Source organism: Psychrobacter sp. ANT_H56B (assembly GCF_008369245.1).
GTDB classification, from domain to species: Bacteria; Pseudomonadota; Gammaproteobacteria; order Pseudomonadales; family Moraxellaceae; genus Psychrobacter; species Psychrobacter cryohalolentis.
The window spans coordinates 23,548-44,864 of record NZ_VOBF01000005.1; the positions used below are offsets into that span (position 1 = coordinate 23,548).

General features: G+C 42.9%; 15 protein-coding genes. 6 read left to right on the plus strand and 9 right to left on the minus strand.

What is annotated here, in order from left to right; translation table 11 throughout:
• Positions 1–198 precede the first annotated feature (198 nt).
• Both FQ082_RS07655 and FQ082_RS07660 read left to right on the plus strand, forming a co-directional pair.
• The gene (locus FQ082_RS07655) at positions 199–2,763 is read left to right on the plus strand and encodes a membrane-bound PQQ-dependent dehydrogenase, glucose/quinate/shikimate family (RefSeq protein WP_262498183.1); all 2,565 of its coding nucleotides are present in this window, start codon (positions 199–201) and stop codon (positions 2,761–2,763) included.
• 324 nt (positions 2,764–3,087) lie between these two features.
• A complete protein-coding gene (locus FQ082_RS07660) occupies positions 3,088–4,107 on the plus strand; it encodes an LLM class flavin-dependent oxidoreductase (protein WP_149492655.1) in 1,020 nt (339 codons plus the stop codon).
• Between the two features lie 124 nt (positions 4,108–4,231).
• Here the strand turns inward: FQ082_RS07660 and FQ082_RS07665 are convergent, their stop codons facing one another.
• The 5 genes from FQ082_RS07665 to ispF form a co-directional block, all read right to left on the minus strand.
• The gene (locus tag FQ082_RS07665) at positions 4,232–5,191 is read right to left on the minus strand and encodes an AEC family transporter (RefSeq protein WP_011513488.1); all 960 of its coding nucleotides are present in this window, start codon (positions 5,189–5,191) and stop codon (positions 4,232–4,234) included.
• Between the two features lie 248 nt (positions 5,192–5,439).
• Positions 5,440–7,338, minus strand: coding sequence for a tRNA uridine-5-carboxymethylaminomethyl(34) synthesis enzyme MnmG (mnmG, locus tag FQ082_RS07670; protein ID WP_149492656.1), 1,899 nt, complete (start codon positions 7,336–7,338; stop codon positions 5,440–5,442).
• Between the two features lie 276 nt (positions 7,339–7,614).
• Positions 7,615–8,142 (minus strand): hypothetical protein, encoded by a 528-nt coding sequence (locus tag FQ082_RS07675; protein ID WP_149408418.1) that lies wholly within the window; start codon positions 8,140–8,142, stop codon positions 7,615–7,617.
• 255 nt (positions 8,143–8,397) lie between these two features.
• Entirely contained in the window at positions 8,398–8,748 is a 351-nt protein-coding gene (grxD, locus tag FQ082_RS07680) for a Grx4 family monothiol glutaredoxin (protein WP_011280514.1), read from the minus strand.
• A gap of 149 nt (positions 8,749–8,897) precedes the next feature.
• The gene (gene ispF, locus FQ082_RS07685) at positions 8,898–9,404 is read right to left on the minus strand and encodes a 2-C-methyl-D-erythritol 2,4-cyclodiphosphate synthase (RefSeq protein WP_149492657.1); all 507 of its coding nucleotides are present in this window, start codon (positions 9,402–9,404) and stop codon (positions 8,898–8,900) included.
• A 252-nt stretch (positions 9,405–9,656) separates the two neighbouring features.
• On the opposite strand from ispF, the gene mnmA reads away from it, so the two are divergent.
• The 3 genes from mnmA (at position 9,657) to purB (ending at position 14,250) form a co-directional block, all read left to right on the plus strand.
• Positions 9,657–10,883: a tRNA 2-thiouridine(34) synthase MnmA gene (mnmA, locus tag FQ082_RS07690; RefSeq protein ID WP_149492658.1), complete on the plus strand. Its 1,227-nt coding sequence runs from the start codon at positions 9,657–9,659 to the stop codon at positions 10,881–10,883.
• 55 nt (positions 10,884–10,938) lie between these two features.
• Positions 10,939–12,777, plus strand: a complete 1,839-nt coding sequence (locus FQ082_RS07695) for a hypothetical protein (RefSeq protein ID WP_149492659.1) — start codon at positions 10,939–10,941, stop codon at positions 12,775–12,777.
• An 81-nt stretch (positions 12,778–12,858) separates the two neighbouring features.
• The gene (purB, locus tag FQ082_RS07700; protein ID WP_149492660.1) at positions 12,859–14,250 is read left to right on the plus strand and encodes an adenylosuccinate lyase; all 1,392 of its coding nucleotides are present in this window, start codon (positions 12,859–12,861) and stop codon (positions 14,248–14,250) included.
• A gap of 123 nt (positions 14,251–14,373) precedes the next feature.
• Here purB and FQ082_RS07705 read toward each other — a convergent pair whose 3' ends face one another.
• Positions 14,374–14,559 carry an NF038104 family lipoprotein gene (locus FQ082_RS07705; protein ID WP_149492661.1) on the minus strand — a complete coding sequence of 62 codons (186 nt, stop codon included), beginning with the start codon at positions 14,557–14,559 and terminating at the stop codon, positions 14,374–14,376.
• Between the two features lie 131 nt (positions 14,560–14,690).
• Between FQ082_RS07705 and FQ082_RS07710 the strand changes: the two genes are divergently transcribed.
• The gene (locus FQ082_RS07710) at positions 14,691–15,863 is read left to right on the plus strand and encodes a cupin domain-containing protein (protein WP_149492662.1); all 1,173 of its coding nucleotides are present in this window, start codon (positions 14,691–14,693) and stop codon (positions 15,861–15,863) included.
• Positions 15,864–16,024: 161 nt separating this feature from the next.
• On the opposite strand, the gene guaD is transcribed toward FQ082_RS07710, so the two are convergent.
• The 3 genes from guaD to xdhB all read right to left on the minus strand — a co-directional run bounded on the left by guaD (position 16,025) and on the right by xdhB (position 21,245).
• Positions 16,025–17,482: a guanine deaminase gene (guaD, locus tag FQ082_RS07715; protein ID WP_149492663.1), complete on the minus strand. Its 1,458-nt coding sequence runs from the start codon at positions 17,480–17,482 to the stop codon at positions 16,025–16,027.
• Between the two features lie 213 nt (positions 17,483–17,695).
• Complete coding sequence (xdhC, locus tag FQ082_RS07720) at positions 17,696–18,682, minus strand: xanthine dehydrogenase accessory protein XdhC (protein ID WP_262498184.1); 987 nt, start codon at positions 18,680–18,682, stop codon at positions 17,696–17,698.
• On the minus strand, positions 18,675–21,245 hold the full coding sequence (xdhB, locus tag FQ082_RS07725) for a xanthine dehydrogenase molybdopterin binding subunit (RefSeq protein WP_149492664.1): 2,571 nt from the start codon (positions 21,243–21,245) through the stop codon (positions 18,675–18,677). The genes xdhC and xdhB overlap by 8 nt, the downstream gene beginning before the upstream one ends.
• Between the last annotated feature and the right edge of the window lie 72 nt (positions 21,246–21,317).

Genomic DNA, 21,317 nt, shown 5'->3' on the forward strand with positions numbered 1-21,317 from the left:
TTACCGAACTTATGCATAAATGATAAAATAGAGTCTAGAACGTCATTTAGCGTTTGATTTATTTTTTATTATGCATGTATTGCTGGACGCCTAGACATCTCGTTATTAGTCATTATTACTGGGTGTCGATCACTGCATGTCCATTTGCTCTTATGTAAACAGGTGGTAGCGCTCATGGAAAAATTCGTAGCGATCATTATGACAGTTTTTGCCGCCCCCTTGGTTATCGGTGGCGCTTACCTGCTCTCTCTAGGCGGTAGTCCTTACTACCTTTTTGCCGGCGTTATCATACTGACGACGGCATTTTTATTGTTCAAAAAATATTGGAGTGCTTACGCACTCTACGCCATCTTTATAGTAACGACCATTGTTTGGGCACTTTGGGAATCTGGATTCTATTGGTGGGCGCTAGCGCCTCGTGTTGGCTTCCCGCTCATATTTGGTCTGTTGATGCTCTTGCCATGGGTATCAAATAAGATGCGTGGTCACAAGACTCAAGTATCGACGAGCTCTGCTAGTAGTACATCAACCATAGACACTGTTAAGAAAAACCCTCTTTATTATTGGGGATTGCTCGCTAGCGTAGGTGTGGGTGCACTGCTCTCTTTTGGAAGCTTAGCAAACAATGTTACTGACAAATTAGGTGAGCTCAATTTAACAGCCACCGATGATGGCGATCAAGATACCACTTCATCTGATACGTCTGCAAATCTTGGTGACCCACTATCAAATGGCCAACAAACACCAGACGGCGAGTGGAGCGCGTATGGTCGTACTAACTATGGGCAACGCTATTCTCCCCTAACTCAAATCAACACTGACAATGTCAAAAATTTAGAGCTTGCTTGGCAAATCCAAACAGGTGATGTCAAAGGTCCTAATGATATCGGCGAGACCACTTATCAGGCAACGCCATTAAAAATCGGCAATGCTCTGTATATGTGCACTCCTCATAACTGGGTGCTCGCATTGGATGCAGACTCTGGTCAGACACTATGGAAGTTTGATCCCAAAGTAGAAAAGAACCTGCAACGCCAACACCAAACATGTCGAGGCGTATCTTATTATGCTGGTCAAGCTGGCACGGATAGTACTCCTCTAGTTGCTAATGATGAGGCAAACAGCGATAGCGCCATCAATGATACAACGGCTAATAATACAGCCATAACCAACAAATCTGCTGTGCACAGCAATATGATGGTTCAAAAAGTTACTGGTAATACTTTTGAAAACGCATCTAAACAATGCGATGCCAAGATATTTATTCCAACCTCTGATGCTAAGTTATATGCACTTGATCCAAATACTGGGCAACGCTGTCAAGATTTTGGTGAAGATGGCGCATTAGATTTGATGCACAATATGCCATTTATACAGGCGGGCTACTACTATTCGACGTCGCCTCCGATAGTGGTAGGCAATACTATTGTTGTGGCAGGTGCCATCAATGACAACTATGATGTAAATTCACCTTCTGGTGTTATACGTGCTTATGATGTCAATACTGGTGAGCTATTGTGGAACTGGGATTCAGGCGACCCTGACAACACCGCGCCTTTTGATGTCAATGATCCTACTCAGACGTACAAAACCAGCTCGCCAAATTCATGGGCGATCGCTAGTGCTGATGAAGAGCTTGGTTTGGTTTACTTCCCTATGGGTAACCGCACGCCAGATCAGCTGGGCAGCTACCGCAACGCTGCTGAAGAAAAATATGCAACCTCTGTGGTCGCGTTAGATATTAATACAGGCGAAGCGCGCTGGGTACAGCAGTTTGTCCATCATGATCTTTGGGATATGGATACACCTGCTCAGCCAACGTTGCTTGACTTAGATACAGATGATGGCGTCCAACCTGCTTTGGTTGTACCGACCAAACAAGGTGATGTCTATGTCTTGAACCGCGCAACAGGCGAGCCTATTGTACCAATCAAAGAACGTGATGCACCGCAAGGCTATCTCATTTCAGGTGAACACGCCGCACCCACTCAGCCGTATTCTGGTTTGAGTTTTGAGCCACCGATGTTGAAAGAAAAAGACATGTGGGGTGCCAGCCTGATTGATCAGATGATGTGCCGAATTGAATTTAACCAGCTTAATTATGATGGTCGTTATACACCACCATCAACGAATGGCAGCATAGTCTATCCTGGTAACTTTGGTACCTTTAACTGGGGCGGAATCGCCGTCGATCCTGAAAATGGCGTGATGTTTGGTATGCCAACTTACCTTGCCTTTACGTCAAAACTCATTCCTAAAGAAACACTTGGTGATGTTGAAACCAATAAAGGTGAGCAAGGTGTGAATGCCAATGAAGGCGCAGATTATGCGGTAGAAATGGGACCGTTTTTATCACCGCTTGGCGTACCTTGTCAGCAGCCACCATGGGGCACAATAGCAGGTGCTGATCTGGCCACAGGTGAGATTGCTTATCAACGCAAAAATGGTACCGTACAAGACTTATCTCCTATTCCATTAAAATTGGAGTTAGGTGTCCCTGGTATCGGTGGACCTATCATTACTAAAGGCGGCTTAGCATTCTTATCAGCGGCGACCGAAGACAACTTCCGCGCTTATGATTTGAAAAATGGTGATGTCCTATGGAATGTGCGTATTCCAGCAGGTGGTCAAGCCACGCCTATGACTTACTTGAACTCTAAAGGTGAGCAAATGGTAGTATTAGTTGCTGGTGGACATGGTTCAGTGGGTACAACCATTGGTGATTATGTCGTGGCGTATAAGCTTGATGACCAATCTAAATAGTCATTCAACCAAATAACGTCATGTTGATAAAGTATTAATGATTTGATTCATTGCCGCTTTATCACTAGCCAATCAAAAAACAGGTAACTTAGGTTGCCTGCTTTTTTTAGTGCTGCAATATTGCTTGTGCCCTATTCATAATGTATTACAACTTTATAGGCACGCCTTTATATCTATAAACGCACATTGATAATTGTTAAGTGAGCTTAAATACTGAGTTAGTCTACTTTGTTATGATTCATTAACACTGACTAGAGGTACTTGAAACTATCACTGACTATAAGCATATCAGTGGAAAATAATTAATACACTACTGGATAATTTATGAGTAACAAAATCCCTTTATCTTTCCTAGATCTCGCACCTGTCCCTGAAGGTAAAAGCATTGCTGAAGGTGTCGCCCAAACCGTTGAAACAGCGCAGCAAGCCGAAAAATCTGGCTTAAATCGCTATTGGATGGCAGAACATCATAATATGCCCGGTATCGCTAGTGCAGCGACGTCAGTGCTATTGTCGCATATTGGTGCTCAGACCAAGCGTATACGTATTGGCGCAGGTGGTGTGATGTTGCCCAATCATGCCCCGCTCGTCATTGCTGAGCAGTTTGGTACCTTGCAAGCATTATATGGCGACCGCGTAGATTTGGGTTTGGGTCGTGCGCCCGGTACAGACGGTGCAACTTTTCAGGCATTACGTCGCCAGATGCAAGATGCTGATCGCTTTCCACAAGATGTGCAAGAGTTGATGTACTTTTTGGGGAATGGCACAGATGATAGTCCAGTACAAGCATTTCCGGGTGCAAAATCCAATATTCCTATTTGGATACTAGGTTCTTCCCTTTTTGGTGCGACCTTAGCAGCGCACTTAGGATTGCCATATGTGTTTGCTTCACACTTTGCACCGCCAATGCTTGGGCAAGCCATCAGTGCTTATCGCGAGCAATTTAGACCCTCGGCTTATTTAGACAAGCCTTATGTCATGCTAGCGGCAAATTTATTGCTTGCGGACGATGATGCCACCGCCCATTATCATTTTACCTCAGCACAGCAGAGCTTTGTGCGTTTACGCCGTGGTGAAACCGGTCAAATGCCAAAGCCTACACATGATATGGATAGCATTTGGAGCACTGCTGAGAAAATGATGGTGGATAGTGCGTTGTCGGTATCGTTTATCGGTTCTGTTGAAACTGTCAAGCCAAAGCTTACAGCGTTTCTTGCTACTCATCAGCCAGATGAGCTGATTGTGACAGCAAACATCTATGACCAAGCAGCACGTTTGCGCTCACTTGAGCTTGTCTCTGAGCTTAATTTGTTTGATTTACAATCAACAAAAGCATTTGTATAATTAAAAAAACCTCCCCTTCTTAAACGATGAGGAGGTTTTTTAATCAGGGGTTGATAAATTCTTAATAACTGTCTTTTGATTTAACCACTGTTTTATAAGTATGTAGTCATTTATAAAACAGTGGTTAAATTAGCCCCATAGCGCGTAATATTGCTGCGCCAATCGCCATGCCAAACATACCAACTACTGTCGTAAATGCCAAAATATTGGCCGCTAAAATATCATTACCGCCCATCGCTTTTGCCATCACATAGCTTGCTGCTGCTGTTGGTGATGCAACCATCAAAAACAGTACGCCCATATGTACGCCTGTTAAGCCAAAAGCAAAACCAACCGCTATAGCAACCAACGGTGCAATAACAATGCGTCCAATACTTGCCTGCATAGAAAGTCCAGAAGGATGCAACATCGACTTCAAATTAATACTGGCACCGGCACAAATCAGTGCAAGCGGTAAAGCAACTGCTGCTAATAGCCCACCGGTGATATGAATCACACCCGCTATCGGTGGTAGTGGCAATGCTTTATAAGTAAAGGCTGCAACGAGTGCAATGATGAGCGGATTGGTAAATAGCTTTTTAATAATCATGGTACTACGACTGAGCCAAGTATCCTCTATACTCTTAGACACTCGGCTGAGCGTAATCACCGCTAAGATATTAAACAGTATTGTCACCACACCCATATATACCGCGCCAATACTTAAGCCAGTTGTCCCATAGGCGTTGGCAACGGTTGCCAGTCCAATAATCGCCATATTGCTGCGAAAGATACCTTGTACAAAAACCCCTTGATTGGCAGGGTCGCTGATAAAGCGCTTGGCATAGAGCTCAGAGCCGATAAAAAGTATAAAGGTCACCACAATACCAGCGCCTATCAATACCACTTGCTTCGCATAATCAACGTCACTATCGACCACACTAAAAAACAGCAAACATGGCAGACAATAATTAAAAACGAAACTAGAGGCCTGATCGATAAACACTTGATCCGCCTCACCGCGTCTTTTCATAAAAAAACCTAACCACATTAAGGCAAGGTTGGGCAAGACGATGGTCATAGCAAAAATAATGGCATCAATCATAAATAGGCTCAGTTTAGTGACAAGCCCATCATAATGTGGACAATAGCGAGGTAAATTAATAAAAAAGATGTACGTAATAACAATAGAGTTGGTAATTCGTAGAGCCAGTATAAAGAGAAAGCAGCAACCAAGACAAGTAAGTACACCTCTTTCTTTTAACAACGGTAGTATTTTGGCAATAAAAAAGCCCATAGCGACTCTCGGTATGGGCTTTTTGTTTCTCTATTTTTTAAGTCATTGATACATTATTATGACGCGTTTAATGCTGCTTTCACTTTTTTCTGTTTCTTGACCGTCATTGCTAGTAGCTGGATAGCAGCCGGTGTGACACCACTGATACGTCCCGCTTGAGCCAATGTTGACGGACGGACTTGCGCAAGTTTTTGGACAATCTCATTAGACAACCCAGATACCACACTATAATCAAAATCTATTGGTAGCGCTGTATTCTCCAATCTCTTCATTTGATCAATATCTTCTTGCTGACGATCAATATAGCCTGCATATTTGACAGAAATTTCAATCTGCTCTCCCACTTGGGCATCGACTTTCGAATCAGTGATGGCAGCGATATCAGCAAAATGAATCTGCGGACGCTTGAGCAAATCAAAAGCTGTTGCCTCTTTGGATAGCACCTCGCCCGTTTGCTCTGTGACTTTTTTGCCCAATGCATTGGCAGGGGTTGCCCATATATCTTTGAGGCGTGCGGTTTCTGAAGCGATGGCTTCCATTTTTTCTTCATACGCTTGCCAGCGCACATCATCTACTAAGCCAAGTTTACGACCGGTTTCAGTCAAACGTTGGTCAGCATTGTCTTCACGTAGCAATAAGCGATATTCTGCACGACTCGTAAACATACGATATGGCTCAGTCGTACCATGGGTAATCAAATCATCAACGAGCACGCCAAGATAGGCTTCATCACGGCGCGGTGTCCACGTTTCAAACTCACTATTATTAGTCGTAACCAATGCCGCATTAGTACCTGCTAGCAAACCCTGTACGCCAGCCTCTTCATAACCAGTTGTACCATTGATTTGACCGGCAAAGTACAAGCGGTCAATCGATTTGGTTTCAAGCGTTGGTTTTAGGTTTTGCGGATCAAAATAATCGTATTCAATCGCATAGCCTGGACGGGTAATATGAGCGCTCTCTAAGCCTTTCATACTATGAATAAATTCTAACTGCACATCAAACGGCAAGCTGGTTGAGATACCGTTTGGATATAGCTCATGAGTGGTCAGACCTTCAGGCTCAATAAAGATTTGATGACTGTCTTTATCAGCGAAGCGATGGATTTTGTCTTCAATAGATGGACAATAACGTGGACCAACCCCTTCGATTTTGCCAGAGAACATCGGTGAGCGGTCTAGATTTTCACGGATGATATCATGGGTACGGGCATTGGTATGAGTGATATAGCAATTGACCTGCTCAGGATGCATGGACACATCGCCCATATAACTCATGACCGGTAGCGGTGTATCACCCGGCTGTACGGTCATCACACTAAAGTCAACACTACGTGCATCAATACGGGCAGGCGTACCTGTCTTTAGGCGACCAACAGGGAGTTTCAGCTCACGTAAACGATCAGCAAGCTTAATAGAAGGCTGATCGCCTGCGCGACCACCTTTTGAGCTCTCAAGACCAATATGAATCACCCCGCCTAAAAACGTACCTGAGGTTAACACGACCGTTTGCGTATTAAAAATAATACCAGTAGCAGTCACAACCGCTGTGGCACGACCGTTTTCAACTAGAATATCATCGGCTGCTTGTTGGAAAATATCAAGGTTTGGCTGATTCTCTAACGTATGACGAATGGCGGCTTTATAAAGAATACGATCTGCTTGCGCTCGAGTGGCTCGTACAGCGGCACCCTTACGACTGTTAAGTACTCGAAACTGGATGCCAGATTTGTCTGTTGCCAGTGCCATTGCGCCGCCAAGTGCATCAATCTCACGCACCAAATGCGATTTACCAATACCACCAATCGCAGGGTTACAGCTCATCTGCCCCAGCGTTTCAATATTATGCGTCAACAGCAAGGTTTGCGCGCCCATACGTGCGGCCGCCAAAGCAGCTTCTGTGCCAGCATGACCGCCACCGATCACCACCACGTCGTAATTTTTTGGGTATTGCATGTAATGCCTCACTTGACTGATCACGCTATGCTTAGCGACAGGCTATTATTCAATAACAGGAACTGGGTAGATAAGTGTCAGTCGAATTTAAAAAAGAAATAGCAACTAGAATATAGAACAAGCCGCTATTAGCTGAATAGATAACCATTAATTATAACAATTTTTTATCATTTAAAAAACGTTATACGAAAAACTATTGAGATTAACGATTAAGAAGTTTTAATTAACGTTGATAGCATTTACCAATGCTCATTCCCAACGTTTATTTGTCAGGGCTTATTTGCCAGGACTAAGCGGCACAATACGATCCGCCTGCCCACTCGCCAGCATATGTTGGCTGCCATAGCCTTCAGGGTTAATCTGTAAATAAGCATTCATCTGCCCAATCGCATCGCCATCATCACTCGCCAATATATACTGTTTAATCGTCTCAACGGGTGGTAGTGGCAAGTTTTTTAGCAATGCCAAACGTTGCTGGTTGTCGCCTTTATTAACGACCAGTTCAATAAGTTGACGCGCATCAATGGGTAAATCTGGCGTATTCTGTGCCAATAACGCCAAATGATAAGCGCCCGCAGCATCTTGATCCGCGACAATACGCTGTTCAATCGCAATATAAGTGGCTTCTGTTGCGCCGCCTGCCACGCTAAGCTGATGAATACATTTAAGCGCTGAATGTGGCTCATTGCCGGCGATTTCAATGATGCGCGTGGATTCATTTTTTAAGTGCTCGCGACGTTTTTCAATCGCAGCTTGCTCGGCATCTTGTATTTGAGTGGCTTGGCTATTTAATTCGTTAGTCATAGAACTCTCTTATTATTGATTCAATGTTTCTTAATGTTTCGAGGTATTGAATATCGATATTGAGAGTTATATGGGGATAAAGCTGGCAAAAACAATTGAACTTGCTGACTGTCAATATTAAAAAATAAAAAATCCGAGCAACCTTTAATAAGGCGACTCGGATTTGGGTACTTAGGCTCGAATATCAATTATATCAAAATCTTAATGCCACTTAGATATTTAAGCATTAAACGTCGATAGATAGTGCTATCGATATTAAGCAGCTGGGCTATTTGCTTCAACCAAAGGCTTAAGCTCGCCTGATTGATACATTTGCAAAATGATGTCTGATCCGCCCATCAATTCGCCATCAATCCATAGCTGCGGAAAAGTTGGCCAATTAGCAATTTGTGGTAACGTTGCGCGGATTTCTGGATTTTCTAAGATATTGACAAAAGCAAATGGGCGACCAATTTGTGTCAAGACTTCAATCGCTTTGGCAGAGAAACCACACTGTGGGAACTGCGGTGAGCCTTTCATATATAGAATGACTTTGTTGTCTTTGATTTGGTTACGAATCAGTTGTTCAATATCGTTGGCAGCAGTATTTGGGGTTTGCTCACTCATAAAAACTCCTATTAATTAAAACTATTTATAAAAAAGACAGGTAACATTAAATTTATCATGTGGCTGCTACATGGGGCAATCTTAACCATATTGCAAGCAGTTTTGAAAGCTGACAGCCATAATCATACGCACTGATATACTATTGAGAATTAAACGCCAGACGCATTCGGCACCAATAATACCACGGCATTGGCCATAATACCCTCTTGCCGACCGGTAAAGCCCAATTTTTCAGTGGTGGTTGCCTTAACACTGACATTACCCACATCGGTCTGCAAATCACTAGCGATGTTAGCGCGCATGGCTAAATTATATGGTGCCAGTTTTGGGCGCTCACACATTACGGTAATATCAGCATTGCCCAACATATAACCTGCCGCTAACACTTTGCCATATACATAACGAAGTAGTACGCGTGAATCTAAACCGGCATTTGCCGCATCGGTATCTGGAAAATGTTGCCCGATATCACCAAGCGCCAAGGCACCAAGCAAAGCGTCAGCAAGTGCATGCAGTACTACATCACCATCAGAATGCGCAAGTAAGCTGTGCGTATGATCAATAGGCACACCTGCCAGCACCACATATTGCTGCTGTTGACCATTATTATGAAACGCATGAACATCAATACCTTGACCAATTTTTATCATTATCATTCCAAGTAAATTAATGGTGATTAGGATAATTGAAAACCATTATCTAAATTTTTAAAGCGATTTTACCGCCAGTAAGATGCCATAGCTCGCCACCAGTTTCAATTAACTGGTATAATATGACGCTTATTTTATCATAATACCCAATCCAAAAGATAAGCTGACGTCGTTCTGCTGAGACTACGCATGGTAGTGATTGCATAATTTTGGCGTCAATATGTATTTTGGAGAACGTATAAATAGTTGAGCCGCTTTATGTCAGCCATACCAAACGCTTCTAACACATCAGCTTCTGCTTCTTTTGACGCCCATCGCCCTCTAACGCTTGCCGATATCAATGATCCTAGCACTAAGCATGTGATTGTTGGTATGTCAGGCGGAGTCGACTCTTCTGTGTCTGCCGTATTGCTTCAGCAGGCAGGCTTTGTGGTCGAAGGTCTTTTTATGAAGAACTGGGAAGAAGATGACGGTACCGAATATTGTACGGCGATGGATGACTTAGCTGACGCGCAAGCAGTGTGCGACAAAATTGGCATAAAACTGCATACCGCCAACTTTGCCATGGAATATTGGGATCGCGTCTTTGAGCATTTTTTAGCGGAATACAAAGCGGGTCGCACGCCAAATCCCGATATTTTATGTAATAAAGAAATCAAGTTTAAAGCATTCTTAGATTATGCCTTAACGCTTGGTGCTGATTATATCGCCACTGGTCACTATACCCGCCGCAGTGTGAACTATAAGAATAATGACGGTATTGAAGTGGCTCAATTGCTACGTGGGCTCGATAATAATAAAGACCAAAGCTACTTTTTACATGCGGTTGGCGGTGACAAGCTTGCCAGAACCCTGTTCCCAGTTGGTGAGCTCGAAAAACCAGTCGTTCGTCAAATTGCTGAAGAGCATGACCTTATTACCGCCAATAAAAAGGATTCAACTGGTATTTGTTTTATTGGCGAGCGCCGTTTTAAAGACTTTTTACAGCAGTATTTGCCGGCACAAAAAGGCGATATCGTCACTGACGATGGTATTACTATCGGTACGCATGATGGTCTTATGTACTATACATTAGGGCAGCGCGGTGGTATTGGTATTGGCGGAGTGAAAGATCGTCCCGAAGAACCATGGTTTGTACTCGCAAAAGACTTAGATAACAACTGTTTGATCGTCGGTCAAGGTCACGAACATCCGATGATGCTGAGTAATGAGCTGCATGCTTACAAGCTCGATTGGGTCGATGGTTTACCGCCTGCAGATATCTTTAGCGAAGATGGCTTACGTTGTAAGGCGAAATCGCGCTATCGTCAGCCTGACCAAGCTTGTACCTTATTTGCTAACAATGAAAATGGTAGTGAGGTAAGAGTGGTATTTGATGAGCCTCAACGTGCCGTTACTCCCGGTCAATCAGCGGTATTTTATATCGATGAAGTTTGTCTAGGCGGCGGCGTGATTGCTTCTATTGATGCGCCTTGCGGAATTTGATATCTCATTTATCCTTAATTAATAAAATGATTTGCCTTTGTTTTTAGGATATTGAATGACCGCTCGCTTTTTTGTCTTACTTACTCTTCCAACTTCTTTTTCGTTATGGGCGAAGCGAGGTCTTACGCTTACTTTTATGGCGGCGTCATTTAATTTGCAGGCTGCACCAACAAATATGGGTAGTATGACAGTTACCAGCTCTAATGCTTCGGCTGGTACTGCTTCTGGCACATATGTAGCAGCAGGTTCTGGTGCTACCGGTAGTTTTACTTTAGTTCGCAATGAAAATATTGGTTATAACAATAGCGCTGAGATAACACCAGCTAGTGGTACGCGCACCAATGGTATTGAAATCAGGAATGATTCTAATGCTAGTATTGATAGAGATAAGTTCAAGTACACCTTTACTATTACTCCTGATGACAATGCTTCTATACATACCATAAAAGTTGGTCAAGCTAGCTATTCAATGGGTGGTAACTCAGAGATTGCACGTCAAACATTAAGCTTTACCCAAAATAGTCAAATTAGTACACCTGCGCAAGCTACCATCAGAAATAACCCAAACGTCTCCTATTTTTATAATGCCATGGGTGATTATTTTATGGGTAAAAAACTGGCTGGAAATAGCTTTAGCTCTAACAATACGGTTACCTTGCCACAGCTACGCTTCGATAGCTCAAATGGTGGAGATAGCGGCTTATATTATTATGGAATCACTGCGCTTAACGGTAGTGGTAATAGTAGCTCGTTTACGCCTACTACCAATAGTAGTGGACAAGTATCTTTTGCATCTGGTCAAAAAAGAGGTACCTTGCCCCCTATTCCCACCTTTACCAATATTCTTAAAGAAACCTCTACCAGTCCCAATAATCAGACGACTTATCGGGCATTGAACGTAAACGACGTCATAGCTAATAATAGCAGCTACGTCAGCTATGGTATCGCTAATACGGACAGCAACTATGTTCTTGCGGTTAAGAATGCCAAGACTGTCATCTTAACTTACGAAGGCATCATGAGAGGTAATAGTGCTATTGAAGCGGATGTGGTTGGAGAAACCTATAATGAATGGATCAGCTTCGGGGTAGAAAGCGAACCTCTCTATTATGTTTTTTCAGGAACAGTATTTAACGATAATGGTGGTAATACCAATCCACAAATCAATAACTCTGGCTACTTTAACGGTATTTTTGATACCGTTTCCGAAAGCGGAATTTCTAACAGTGCTATTAAACTAGTCGATTGCAACAACTCAGATATAGTTTACGCTAGTGAAAATTTACCTATGACTGGTGTTGGGCAATATCAACTTAGAACGCCTATTGCCAATCTGAGCGGCAAAAACACTGTCTGTTTGACAGAAGAAAACAGTACGAATACACACCCTATTCGCACTACTAATAGTAAAAAACAAGTCGATTTAGCACCGAACAAATATTTTTATGATACCAATAATTTTGGTAGAGTCACTGCTGAAAATGCTGCTCTAGTACTTATAAAATACCAATATGTAAATAGCTGTCCGGCGACTATTGATTACCCCACTATTAGCAATACCGCTGCTGATAACCCTAATAGTGGTTTTAGTACTAAACCTATTGATAATATTGAGCCTGGAAACTGTATTGCCTATAAAATTACGGCAACCAATCGCGCCAACCTTTCTATTGATAACTTCATAATGCAAGATATGCTTCAAAAGAAGGGAGAAAAAGGGGCCACGGTCGACTCAAAACTGATTGCCCCACTTTATAAACCAAATGACTATGCTTCTGATAGTGTGGCTATCGGTAACAATGGTGTAATTAAAACCAAAATATTTACTGTAGCGGCAAAATCATCTTACGACTTTTACTTCAATACTAAGTACGGTACAACGCAATCTAATTAATACATGATGATTTTTTAGACTAAATCATTTTTTACATTTTTTTAACCAGCTGTAATTTCAATAACTTTTTGAGGCAATGATATGAATCTACTTACCGCACTCTCCCCAATCGATGGTCGCTATGCATCCAAAGCCGATAGCTTGCGCCCTTATTTATCAGAATTTGGTCTGATTAAAGCGCGCGTGACCGTTGAGATTCGCTGGTTACAGTCATTGGCTGATAATAGCGCGATTGGTGAGTTGGCAGAATTCGATACCAATACCAATGCGTTTTTAAATGCTATCGTAGATAACTTTAGCGAAGCTGACGCGCAAGCGATCAAAGACATCGAAGCAACGACCAACCATGATGTAAAAGCGGTTGAATACTTTATTAAAGATAAATTCCGTGGTCAGGCAGCACTTGAAGGTTCATTAGAATTTATTCATTTTGCTTGTACCAGTGAAGATATTAACAACCTATCTTACGCACTCATGCTCAAAGACAGCCGCGAAATCGTCATTGCTAAAATGCAAGAAGTAACGGACAGCATCGTTAATCTAGCAATTATCCATGCTGATCAACCGATGCTTTCACGTACTCATGGTCAAACGGCAAGCCCGACGACTCTAGGTAAAGAGATGGCAAACGTTGCTTATCGTCTAGCGCGTCAAATCAAGCAAGTCGGTCAGGTAGAGTTGCTCGGTAAAATCAATGGTGCGGTCGGTAACTATAATGCTCACTACGCCTCATATCCTGACGTTGATTGGCAGAATCATGCTGAAAAATTCATTAATGAACGTTTAGAATTGACGTTTAACCCGTACACCACACAAATTGAGCCGCATGATTATATCGCTGAATTGTTTGACGCAGTAAAACGCTTTAATACCATTCTAATCGACTTTAACCGTGATATTTGGCAGTATATTAGCTTAGGCTATTTTAAACAGCGCCTAAAAGATGGTGAAGTGGGTTCTTCTACCATGCCGCATAAGGTCAACCCGATTGACTTTGAAAACTCTGAAGGTAATTTGGGTGTGGCTAACGCTATGCTTGCTCATTTGGGTGAAAAGCTACCGATTTCACGTATGCAGCGCGATTTGTCTGACTCTACTGTGTTGCGTAATATCGGTGTTGGTCTAGCACAAAGCATGATTGCTTATGATGCGTGCCTCAAAGGCGTCAGCAAACTTGAATTAAATGCCCAACGTTTAAATGATGACCTAGATAATGCGCAAGAAGTGTTGGCAGAGCCGATCCAAACTGTGATGCGTCGCTACCGTGTTGAAAACCCATACGAGAAGCTTAAGGCTCTTACCCGTGGTAATGCCATGACTCGTGAAGCAATGCTTACTTTTGTTGATGGCGATGAATTATCGGCAGTCAGTGAAAGCGATAAAAACAGTTTGCGCGAAATGACGCCTGCTACTTATATTGGTAATGCGGCTGAACAAGCACGCACGATTAAAGAATGGATTGCTAAAATTTAACTGGCAATCAGCTCATCTCTATCAAATGCGAAAAAAGATATAAATGAGCACTCATTTATATCTTAATAAAAACCTTACTCTAAACACTATGATTTTTAAAATACATAGTTAATGGGTGAGGTTTTATTCTTTATCGTCTTTATCACTGCTATCGCCCGGTATAATAGCTTTGGTAACAGCGACCGTACCTTTAACCACGCCTTTGGTGGCTTTATAAGCGACTTTCACAGGGACGGTAACAATTTTATGTACACAAGCTTGCAGCATAAACATACTGGCAATAATAACGATAAAATGCAATTTTTTCATAAATTTCTCAAGAATCATTAGAGGCTCTGATGACAGTCATCAGATAAGCAATAATCATAAACTAATAAATCCTGCCTATAAAGCCATCATTTCTATTAATCTTATAACCAGTTAACCATACGGATTTATCCATGACTTCTATTCCCTTTTGTTTACCGAATACTATTACTCCTGAGCAATTCTTAAGCGATTATTGGCAAAAAAAACCCCTCTTGATTAAGCAAGGCTTACCACAACTCATTGGTATGTTTGAGCCAGAAGATATTCTAGGTTTAGCCATAGATGAAGATGCTACTGCAAGGCTACTGACTCAAGCTGCTAGCAAACAAGCTGGTCAGCCGCAATGGCAACTTAAAAAGAACCCACTAACTGAAGCCGACTTTGATAACTTACCTGAGCAATGGTCAGTACTGGTACAAAATCTTGAACAATGGTCGCCAGAACTTGGCGCGTTATGGCAAGCGTTAGACTTTATACCGCAATGGCAGCGTGATGATATTATGGTCTCTTACGCGCCAAAAGGCGGCTCGGTTGGCAAGCATTATGATGATTATGATGTATTTTTAGCGCAAGGATTTGGCTCTAGACGCTGGCAGTTAGGTAAGTTCTGTGATGAGCAAACAGAGTTTGTCGCCGATGAGCCGATACGTCTGTTTGATGATATGGGCGAGATTATCTTTGATGAGATTTTAGAAGCCGGTGATGTGCTGTATGTGCCACCAAAATTAGCACACTTTGGCGTCGCGCAAGATGATTGCCTAACCTTTTCCTTTGGCTGCCGTCGTCCAAATTTGATGCAAATCATCGACAGCCTTGCAGATGTCGCAACCAATGACAGCGCTTTATTTATCCCGATGTTATTACCACAAGCTGTACAAGCGTCAGGGGAGTTAAAAACCGACAGTATCGAGGCGATTAAAACGCAATTATTACAACTACTCCAATCTGAGCGCGGTGATACGATTATTCGCCAAGCCGTGTCTGAAGTGGTCAGCAAGCGTCAATATGATGTGCTCGTCCCTGAAGAGTCACTGACAACCGATGAGATGATAGCGGCATTGGCAAGTGGCGCGACGTTACAAGCCGATTATAGCAATCGCTTGTTATACACCCAAGTGGATAATGACATCGTTTTATATGCCAATGGGCAACGCCTAGATGATTTGCATGAAACATCGATAGCACTACTGGTACGCTTATCTAATGGCGAGCATTTAACCCTTGACGATATGGAAGGGATTGACCCTGATGAAGTGATGGAATGGTTAGAGAATGGTTGGATATGGATGAATCATCCAGAGTAATGCCATAGTTATTAGCCAATTTTTATAGCACATTGGCTATTAATCATTCGTTAAAAACCATCAGCGCCTATTTAATAAGATTTAAATGTCTTAATAAATAGGCGCTTATTTTTATGTAAACATTCTAAATTAAGCAAAAAAAATACTTTCAATACTTCCCTTTATGCAGCGACCGCTTTTTTATAACGACTCACGCCAGCGATAATCGTTTCTTCAATCACCCTATCATCACCTAACATCATCAGCACAAATAACTGCTCATCAAGCGACTTGGTCTGTGTCATACGGCGCTCCATTAAATCAGTGCCTCCCATATCTATTACCACAAAATCTGCTTCTTTATTTGGCATAAAGTTACCGATTTTATTGTCTAACAACAATGACTGCGCGTTGCCTAAGGTGATTTGATATAAGCCTTGATGCGCTGATAGCGGATTACTCTGTAATTGCTGGACTTTATAGGCTTCTGATAACGTGGTCAGCATCGATAAACTGGTACCTGCGCCGACGTCGGTTGCGATACTAACGCCGGTATAGCTTAAGGTTTTGGATAAATCAAATATACCGCTACCCAAAAATAAATTGGACGTCGGGCAATGGGCTATTTGGGTGCCGGTATCACGTAAGACTTCATATTCTGATGTCGAGAGATGGATACCATGCGCTAATGTCGTATGCCGACCAAGTAAGCCCATATCATGATAAACGTCTAAATAGCCTTTATGATTGGGATAAAGCTCACGTACAAAAGCGATTTCATCAAGGTTTTCAGCCAAATGTGTTTGCAAATACACACTGTCATAGCTGCGATATAGCTCGCCGGTCATCTGTAACTGCTTTGGCGTTGAGGTAATGGCAAATCTTGGCGTAATTGCCACATGCTGACGCCCGCGCTCATGCCATTTATCGATGATATTTTGTGTATCACGGATGCCCCGCTCTGTTGGCACACATAGGTGCTCAGGCGCGTTTTGATCCATCAATACGTTACCCGTAATCATACGAGTATTCAGACGACAACTTTCGTTAAAGAACGATTCTACTGACTGTGGATGGCTGGTAGAGAACACCAAGGCGCTGGTTGTGCCGTTAGACAGCAGCTGCTTTAAAAAGAATTTTGCGGTATCATCAGCAATCTTTGCATCGCCAAAATTGGCTTCGGTCACAAATGTATAGTTATTCAACCAATCAAGCAATTGCTCGCCAAAGGCAGCAATCATATCTATCTGCGGATAGTGCACATGGGTGTCGATAAAGCCTGGCATGATAAGCTTATCTTGATAATCGTGAATTTGTACTGGCGCTTGATTCTCTTGGTGACTGGCGTTGCCGTACTGCGACATCATTGACACACAGCTGCCATAATCTATAACGCGACCAGTCGCATCATCGACCACCAAGGCACCATTGGCAATATACTCAGGATAAACCTTGACGCCTGCCACTACTGGCAGCAAATTAACGTTTTTTTCTACCACTGTGATGCTAGGACGTTCAGCATTGGTTAAACTATCATTAGTTAAAGCATCCGTCTTTACATGGGTATGCTTGGCTCTTGCCGCCAGATTCCCTTCCGTTAAATAATGCAGCAATTGTGCTTGATAAATATGTATGGTCATAAAAAAATCTCACAATAATAGATAAGTATTTTGATTAAAAATTCATCCATACTCTGTGTCTATCCTAATACAATTATAGAAATATAAGCACAAAGTTACTGAGCGCAGCCTATATCTTATGATGGCTGACGAAGCTAAGAACAATGTCTTAATGCATTTAAGGCAGACAGATAAATAGAGAATTAAAAATTTTTTAATTAAGATGAATGTTAGTTATAAATCATGATAAAGCTGCATAACTTGCGCCGCGATAGATATAGCGACTGCCATTGGCTCTTTTCCGCCAGTATTAAGCCCTATAGGCATGGTCAATTTATCGACTATTTGCTCACTGTAGTCACGCTGTAGTAGACGATCTCTGAAACGCTTGGCTTTGGTCGCCGAGCTGATACAGCCAAGATAAGGTAATGAGCTGCTATCGATGCCCGTTTTCACATAAGAATCGAGCGCGGCACGTACCAAATCAAAATCAAGACTGTGATCATGTGTCATGACTAAAATAAAGTACTGAGTACCTTTTTTCATTGACGCATTTATTGAAGCACTTTTAATACTCTTGGCAACAAACGGTCGAACAAAATCGACTGGATCTTCATCAATATGCGGGCGAATGTGAGTAGGCAACTGATAAGTCACTTGCCCCTCTACAGTATCCGGATTATGGGTTAGATAACGCTCAAACATTTCAGCTCGGCTGTCTACCCAGTCGACTTGACAAGGTAGCTCAGCAAGAATGGTCATTAAGGCTGCGGCTACGTGTCCTGCACCAAATACTAATAACGACATGGGCGGCATTACATTAAAGCATTCAAACATGACCGTGACGCTACCGCCGCAGCATTGAGCCAATGTAGCACCCAATGGATAATGCTTGGTATAGACGGCATCGCGGCGTACTGCCTGTGCCTTTTCAGACTTGCCTTCTTTTAACGGTTGCGTGCTTCTAGCATCAGTGGCATTAATTTCACCATTTAACAATTGCCTAGCGGTTATCGTCACGTTATGTTCAAGGCTACCGCCGCCTAAGGTGTCACAGCATGCATCAAGCGTCACGATCATTTTTGATTGAAGCTCACGAGGTGCTGAGCCATTCACCGCAACGACCGTCGCCAAAACATGTGCAATACCTTGCTGCTGATATTGCGCCAGCCCGTCATACCATTTTGTTGGTGGCATCGGTGTGATTAGTGACTTATTCACTATGCGCCGGTCCACGAGCCGTTGATACATTTGGGTTTTGTATCGCTTCAGGCTGATCATCCGTTAGCTTACCTTCGACTTCTGTTGGATTAATATCTTTACCGTGTGCGACTTGCTGCGGCTTGACTTTATCATCATCAATACCGCAATTATCATCGGTTACTGTTAGGCTAGTAATCGTATCTGTATCCACTTTAGAAGCGATTTCCCATTCTTGACCTTGCATGCGCATGACAGATTTTAATACTGCTTCTGGCGTTGCCGGCATAGTCAGCTCAGGGTTTTTCTGGTAATCACCTAAGCTTGCAATCGCGTTGTTAATCGCGCACCAAACGCTAGCGGCTAGCATAAATGGCGGTTCGCCAACGGCTTTGGAGTTATAAATAGTTTGCTCTTCGTTTTTACGCTCGAACAGTTTGACGCTCCATTGTTTTGGTAAGTCATGTGCCGTTGGAATTTTATAATTGGCGGCACCGTTTGACGCAAGGTTTCCTTTTTTATCCCAAACCAACTCTTCAGCAGTCAGCCAGCCCATACCTTGAACAAAACCGCCTTCAATCTGACCGATATCAATTGCTGGATTAATCGACTGCCCAACATCATGTAAGATATCGCAGCGCAATACCCTATATTCACCCGTTAAAATATCAATCTCAACCTCAGAACAAGAGGCACCCAAGGCGAAGTAAAAGAATGGGCGACCCCACGCTTTTGAGCGATCATAAAATATCTTTGGTGTTTTGTAATAGCCAGTAGACGATAAGCTAACGCGGTGCTGATATGCGAGTAACACCATTTCAGCAAAGGTTAGTGTTTCTTTATCACCGATATGGACATGATTGCGCTCAAATTTGACATCTTCTGCACTTACTTCAAAATGTTCAGTAGCAAATTCAACCAAGCGATCTCTAATAGTAATACAGGCATTTTGTGCTGCTTTACCATTCATGTCAGTACCTGACGACGCCGCTGTTGGCGAAGTATTTGGCACTTTATCGGTACGAGTTGCGGTTACTTTTACGGTATCCAAGTCGACATCGAATTCATTGGCAACGATTTGGGCAATCTTAATATATAGCCCTTGCCCCATTTCAGTACCGCCGTGATTGATTTGAATGGTACCGTCGGTATAGATATGAACCAAAGCACCTGCTTGGTTTAGCGTCTGTACCGTAAATGAGATACCAAATTTGACCGGCGTTAGAGCCAGACCAAAACGTTTGTCACTACCTTCGGCTTCAGCTTTTCGATTAGCGAGTGTGATTTGCTCACGGCGCTTAGCATAATCGTTATCATCAGCTAACGTCTGCATAATAGTCGCCAAATCAAAATGCTCAATTGGCTGCCCATAATGGGTGCTTTGACCATTTTGATATAGATTTGCCAAACGTACCTGCAGAGGATCTTTACCCAGACTGTAGGCAATATCGTCCATCATGTATTCAGCAGTTAGCAAACCTTGTGGACCACCGAAACCTCGATAAGCGGTATTTGATACTGTATGGGTCTTGCAGCGATGACCAGCGATCTGAGCCGCTGGATAATAATAGGCGTTGTCACAATGGAACATCGCCCGATCGACAATGGCATCGGACAAATCTGGTGAATAGCCACACAATCCTGATAGCTGCATATCAACGCCAAGCACTTGACCAGCATCATTGACACCGACATCGTAGCGATTGGCAAATTCATGACGTTTACCAGTTACGACCATGTCATCTTGACGGTCTAAGCGCATACTTACTGGTACGTTTTGACGTTTGGCAACGATACCGCACAGACACGCCCACGCCGCTGCTTGTGTTTCTTTACCGCCAAAACCTCCGCCCATTCGGCGCACTACTGTCGTCACGGCATGAAAGGGTAAATCAACCACTTCGGCGACAAGTTGCTGTACTTCACTAGGATGCTGTGAGGATGTATAGACTTTAAGACCACCATCATCACAAGGGACGACATAAGACACTTGCCCTTCCAAATAAAAATGCTCTTGCCCCAGCATATGGATATGCCCAGCAATACGAGTAGTTGCACTCTCAAGCTCAGCCTGAGCATCGCCGCGCGTCATAAAGTGACTTGGACGTACAAACTGCTCTTTCTTTAGCGCCTCATCAATCGTCAAAATGGCAGGTAATGGCTCATACTCTACAATGGCTTTAAGCACGGCTTTTTTTGCTGCACGATGACTGGTGGCAACCACCGTAAATAGCGTTTGACCGACATATTCTGTGATCTGATCGACCATGAGTGGGTCGCCATCAAACACTGCTCCGATATCAGTCTTGGCTGGTAAATCTTTAAAAGTGATGACGTCGATTACCCCGTCCGCTTCTTGTACGGCGCTCAAATCCATACTTAAGACACGAGCATGCGCGTGAGCACTCTTACCAATTGCTAAATGCAGGGTATTTTGTGGTTTTAGCATATCGTCCACATAAGTAGCGGTACCCATAACGTGACTAATAGCACTGTCATGCTTTGCTTGGGTGCCAATCTTGTCTTTTGGTGGACGCTGTCTGCGGGTACTATAGCTGTCAAATAATGAAGAATGGTGGCTCATAATGGCTCTCTCTTATATTTTTAGCAAAACCTATCTCTCTAACAATAGCGTTTTGACTGTATCTTTTAGCGA

What these genes read in the sequence shown, in the direction of transcription:
- FQ082_RS07710 (WP_149492662.1), top strand. Translation starts at nt 14,691, where the DNA reads ATGACTTCTATTCCCTTTTGTTTACCGAATACTATTACTCCTGAGCAA.
- mnmG (WP_149492656.1), bottom strand. Translation starts at nt 7,338, where the DNA reads ATGCAATACCCAAAAAATTACGACGTGGTGGTGATCGGTGGCGGTCAT.
- mnmA (WP_149492658.1), top strand. Translation starts at nt 9,657, where the DNA reads ATGTCAGCCATACCAAACGCTTCTAACACATCAGCTTCTGCTTCTTTT.
- FQ082_RS07675 (WP_149408418.1), bottom strand. Translation starts at nt 8,142, where the DNA reads ATGACTAACGAATTAAATAGCCAAGCCACTCAAATACAAGATGCCGAG.
- purB (WP_149492660.1), top strand. Translation starts at nt 12,859, where the DNA reads ATGAATCTACTTACCGCACTCTCCCCAATCGATGGTCGCTATGCATCC.
- grxD (WP_011280514.1), bottom strand. Translation starts at nt 8,748, where the DNA reads ATGAGTGAGCAAACCCCAAATACTGCTGCCAACGATATTGAACAACTG.
- FQ082_RS07655 (WP_262498183.1), top strand. Translation starts at nt 199, where the DNA reads ATGACAGTTTTTGCCGCCCCCTTGGTTATCGGTGGCGCTTACCTGCTC.
- FQ082_RS07695 (WP_149492659.1), top strand. Translation starts at nt 10,939, where the DNA reads ATGACCGCTCGCTTTTTTGTCTTACTTACTCTTCCAACTTCTTTTTCG.
- xdhB (WP_149492664.1), bottom strand. Translation starts at nt 21,245, where the DNA reads ATGAGCCACCATTCTTCATTATTTGACAGCTATAGTACCCGCAGACAG.
- guaD (WP_149492663.1), bottom strand. Translation starts at nt 17,482, where the DNA reads ATGACCATACATATTTATCAAGCACAATTGCTGCATTATTTAACGGAA.
- FQ082_RS07660 (WP_149492655.1), top strand. Translation starts at nt 3,088, where the DNA reads ATGAGTAACAAAATCCCTTTATCTTTCCTAGATCTCGCACCTGTCCCT.
- ispF (WP_149492657.1), bottom strand. Translation starts at nt 9,404, where the DNA reads ATGATAATGATAAAAATTGGTCAAGGTATTGATGTTCATGCGTTTCAT.
- FQ082_RS07705 (WP_149492661.1), bottom strand. Translation starts at nt 14,559, where the DNA reads ATGAAAAAATTGCATTTTATCGTTATTATTGCCAGTATGTTTATGCTG.
- FQ082_RS07665 (WP_011513488.1), bottom strand. Translation starts at nt 5,191, where the DNA reads ATGATTGATGCCATTATTTTTGCTATGACCATCGTCTTGCCCAACCTT.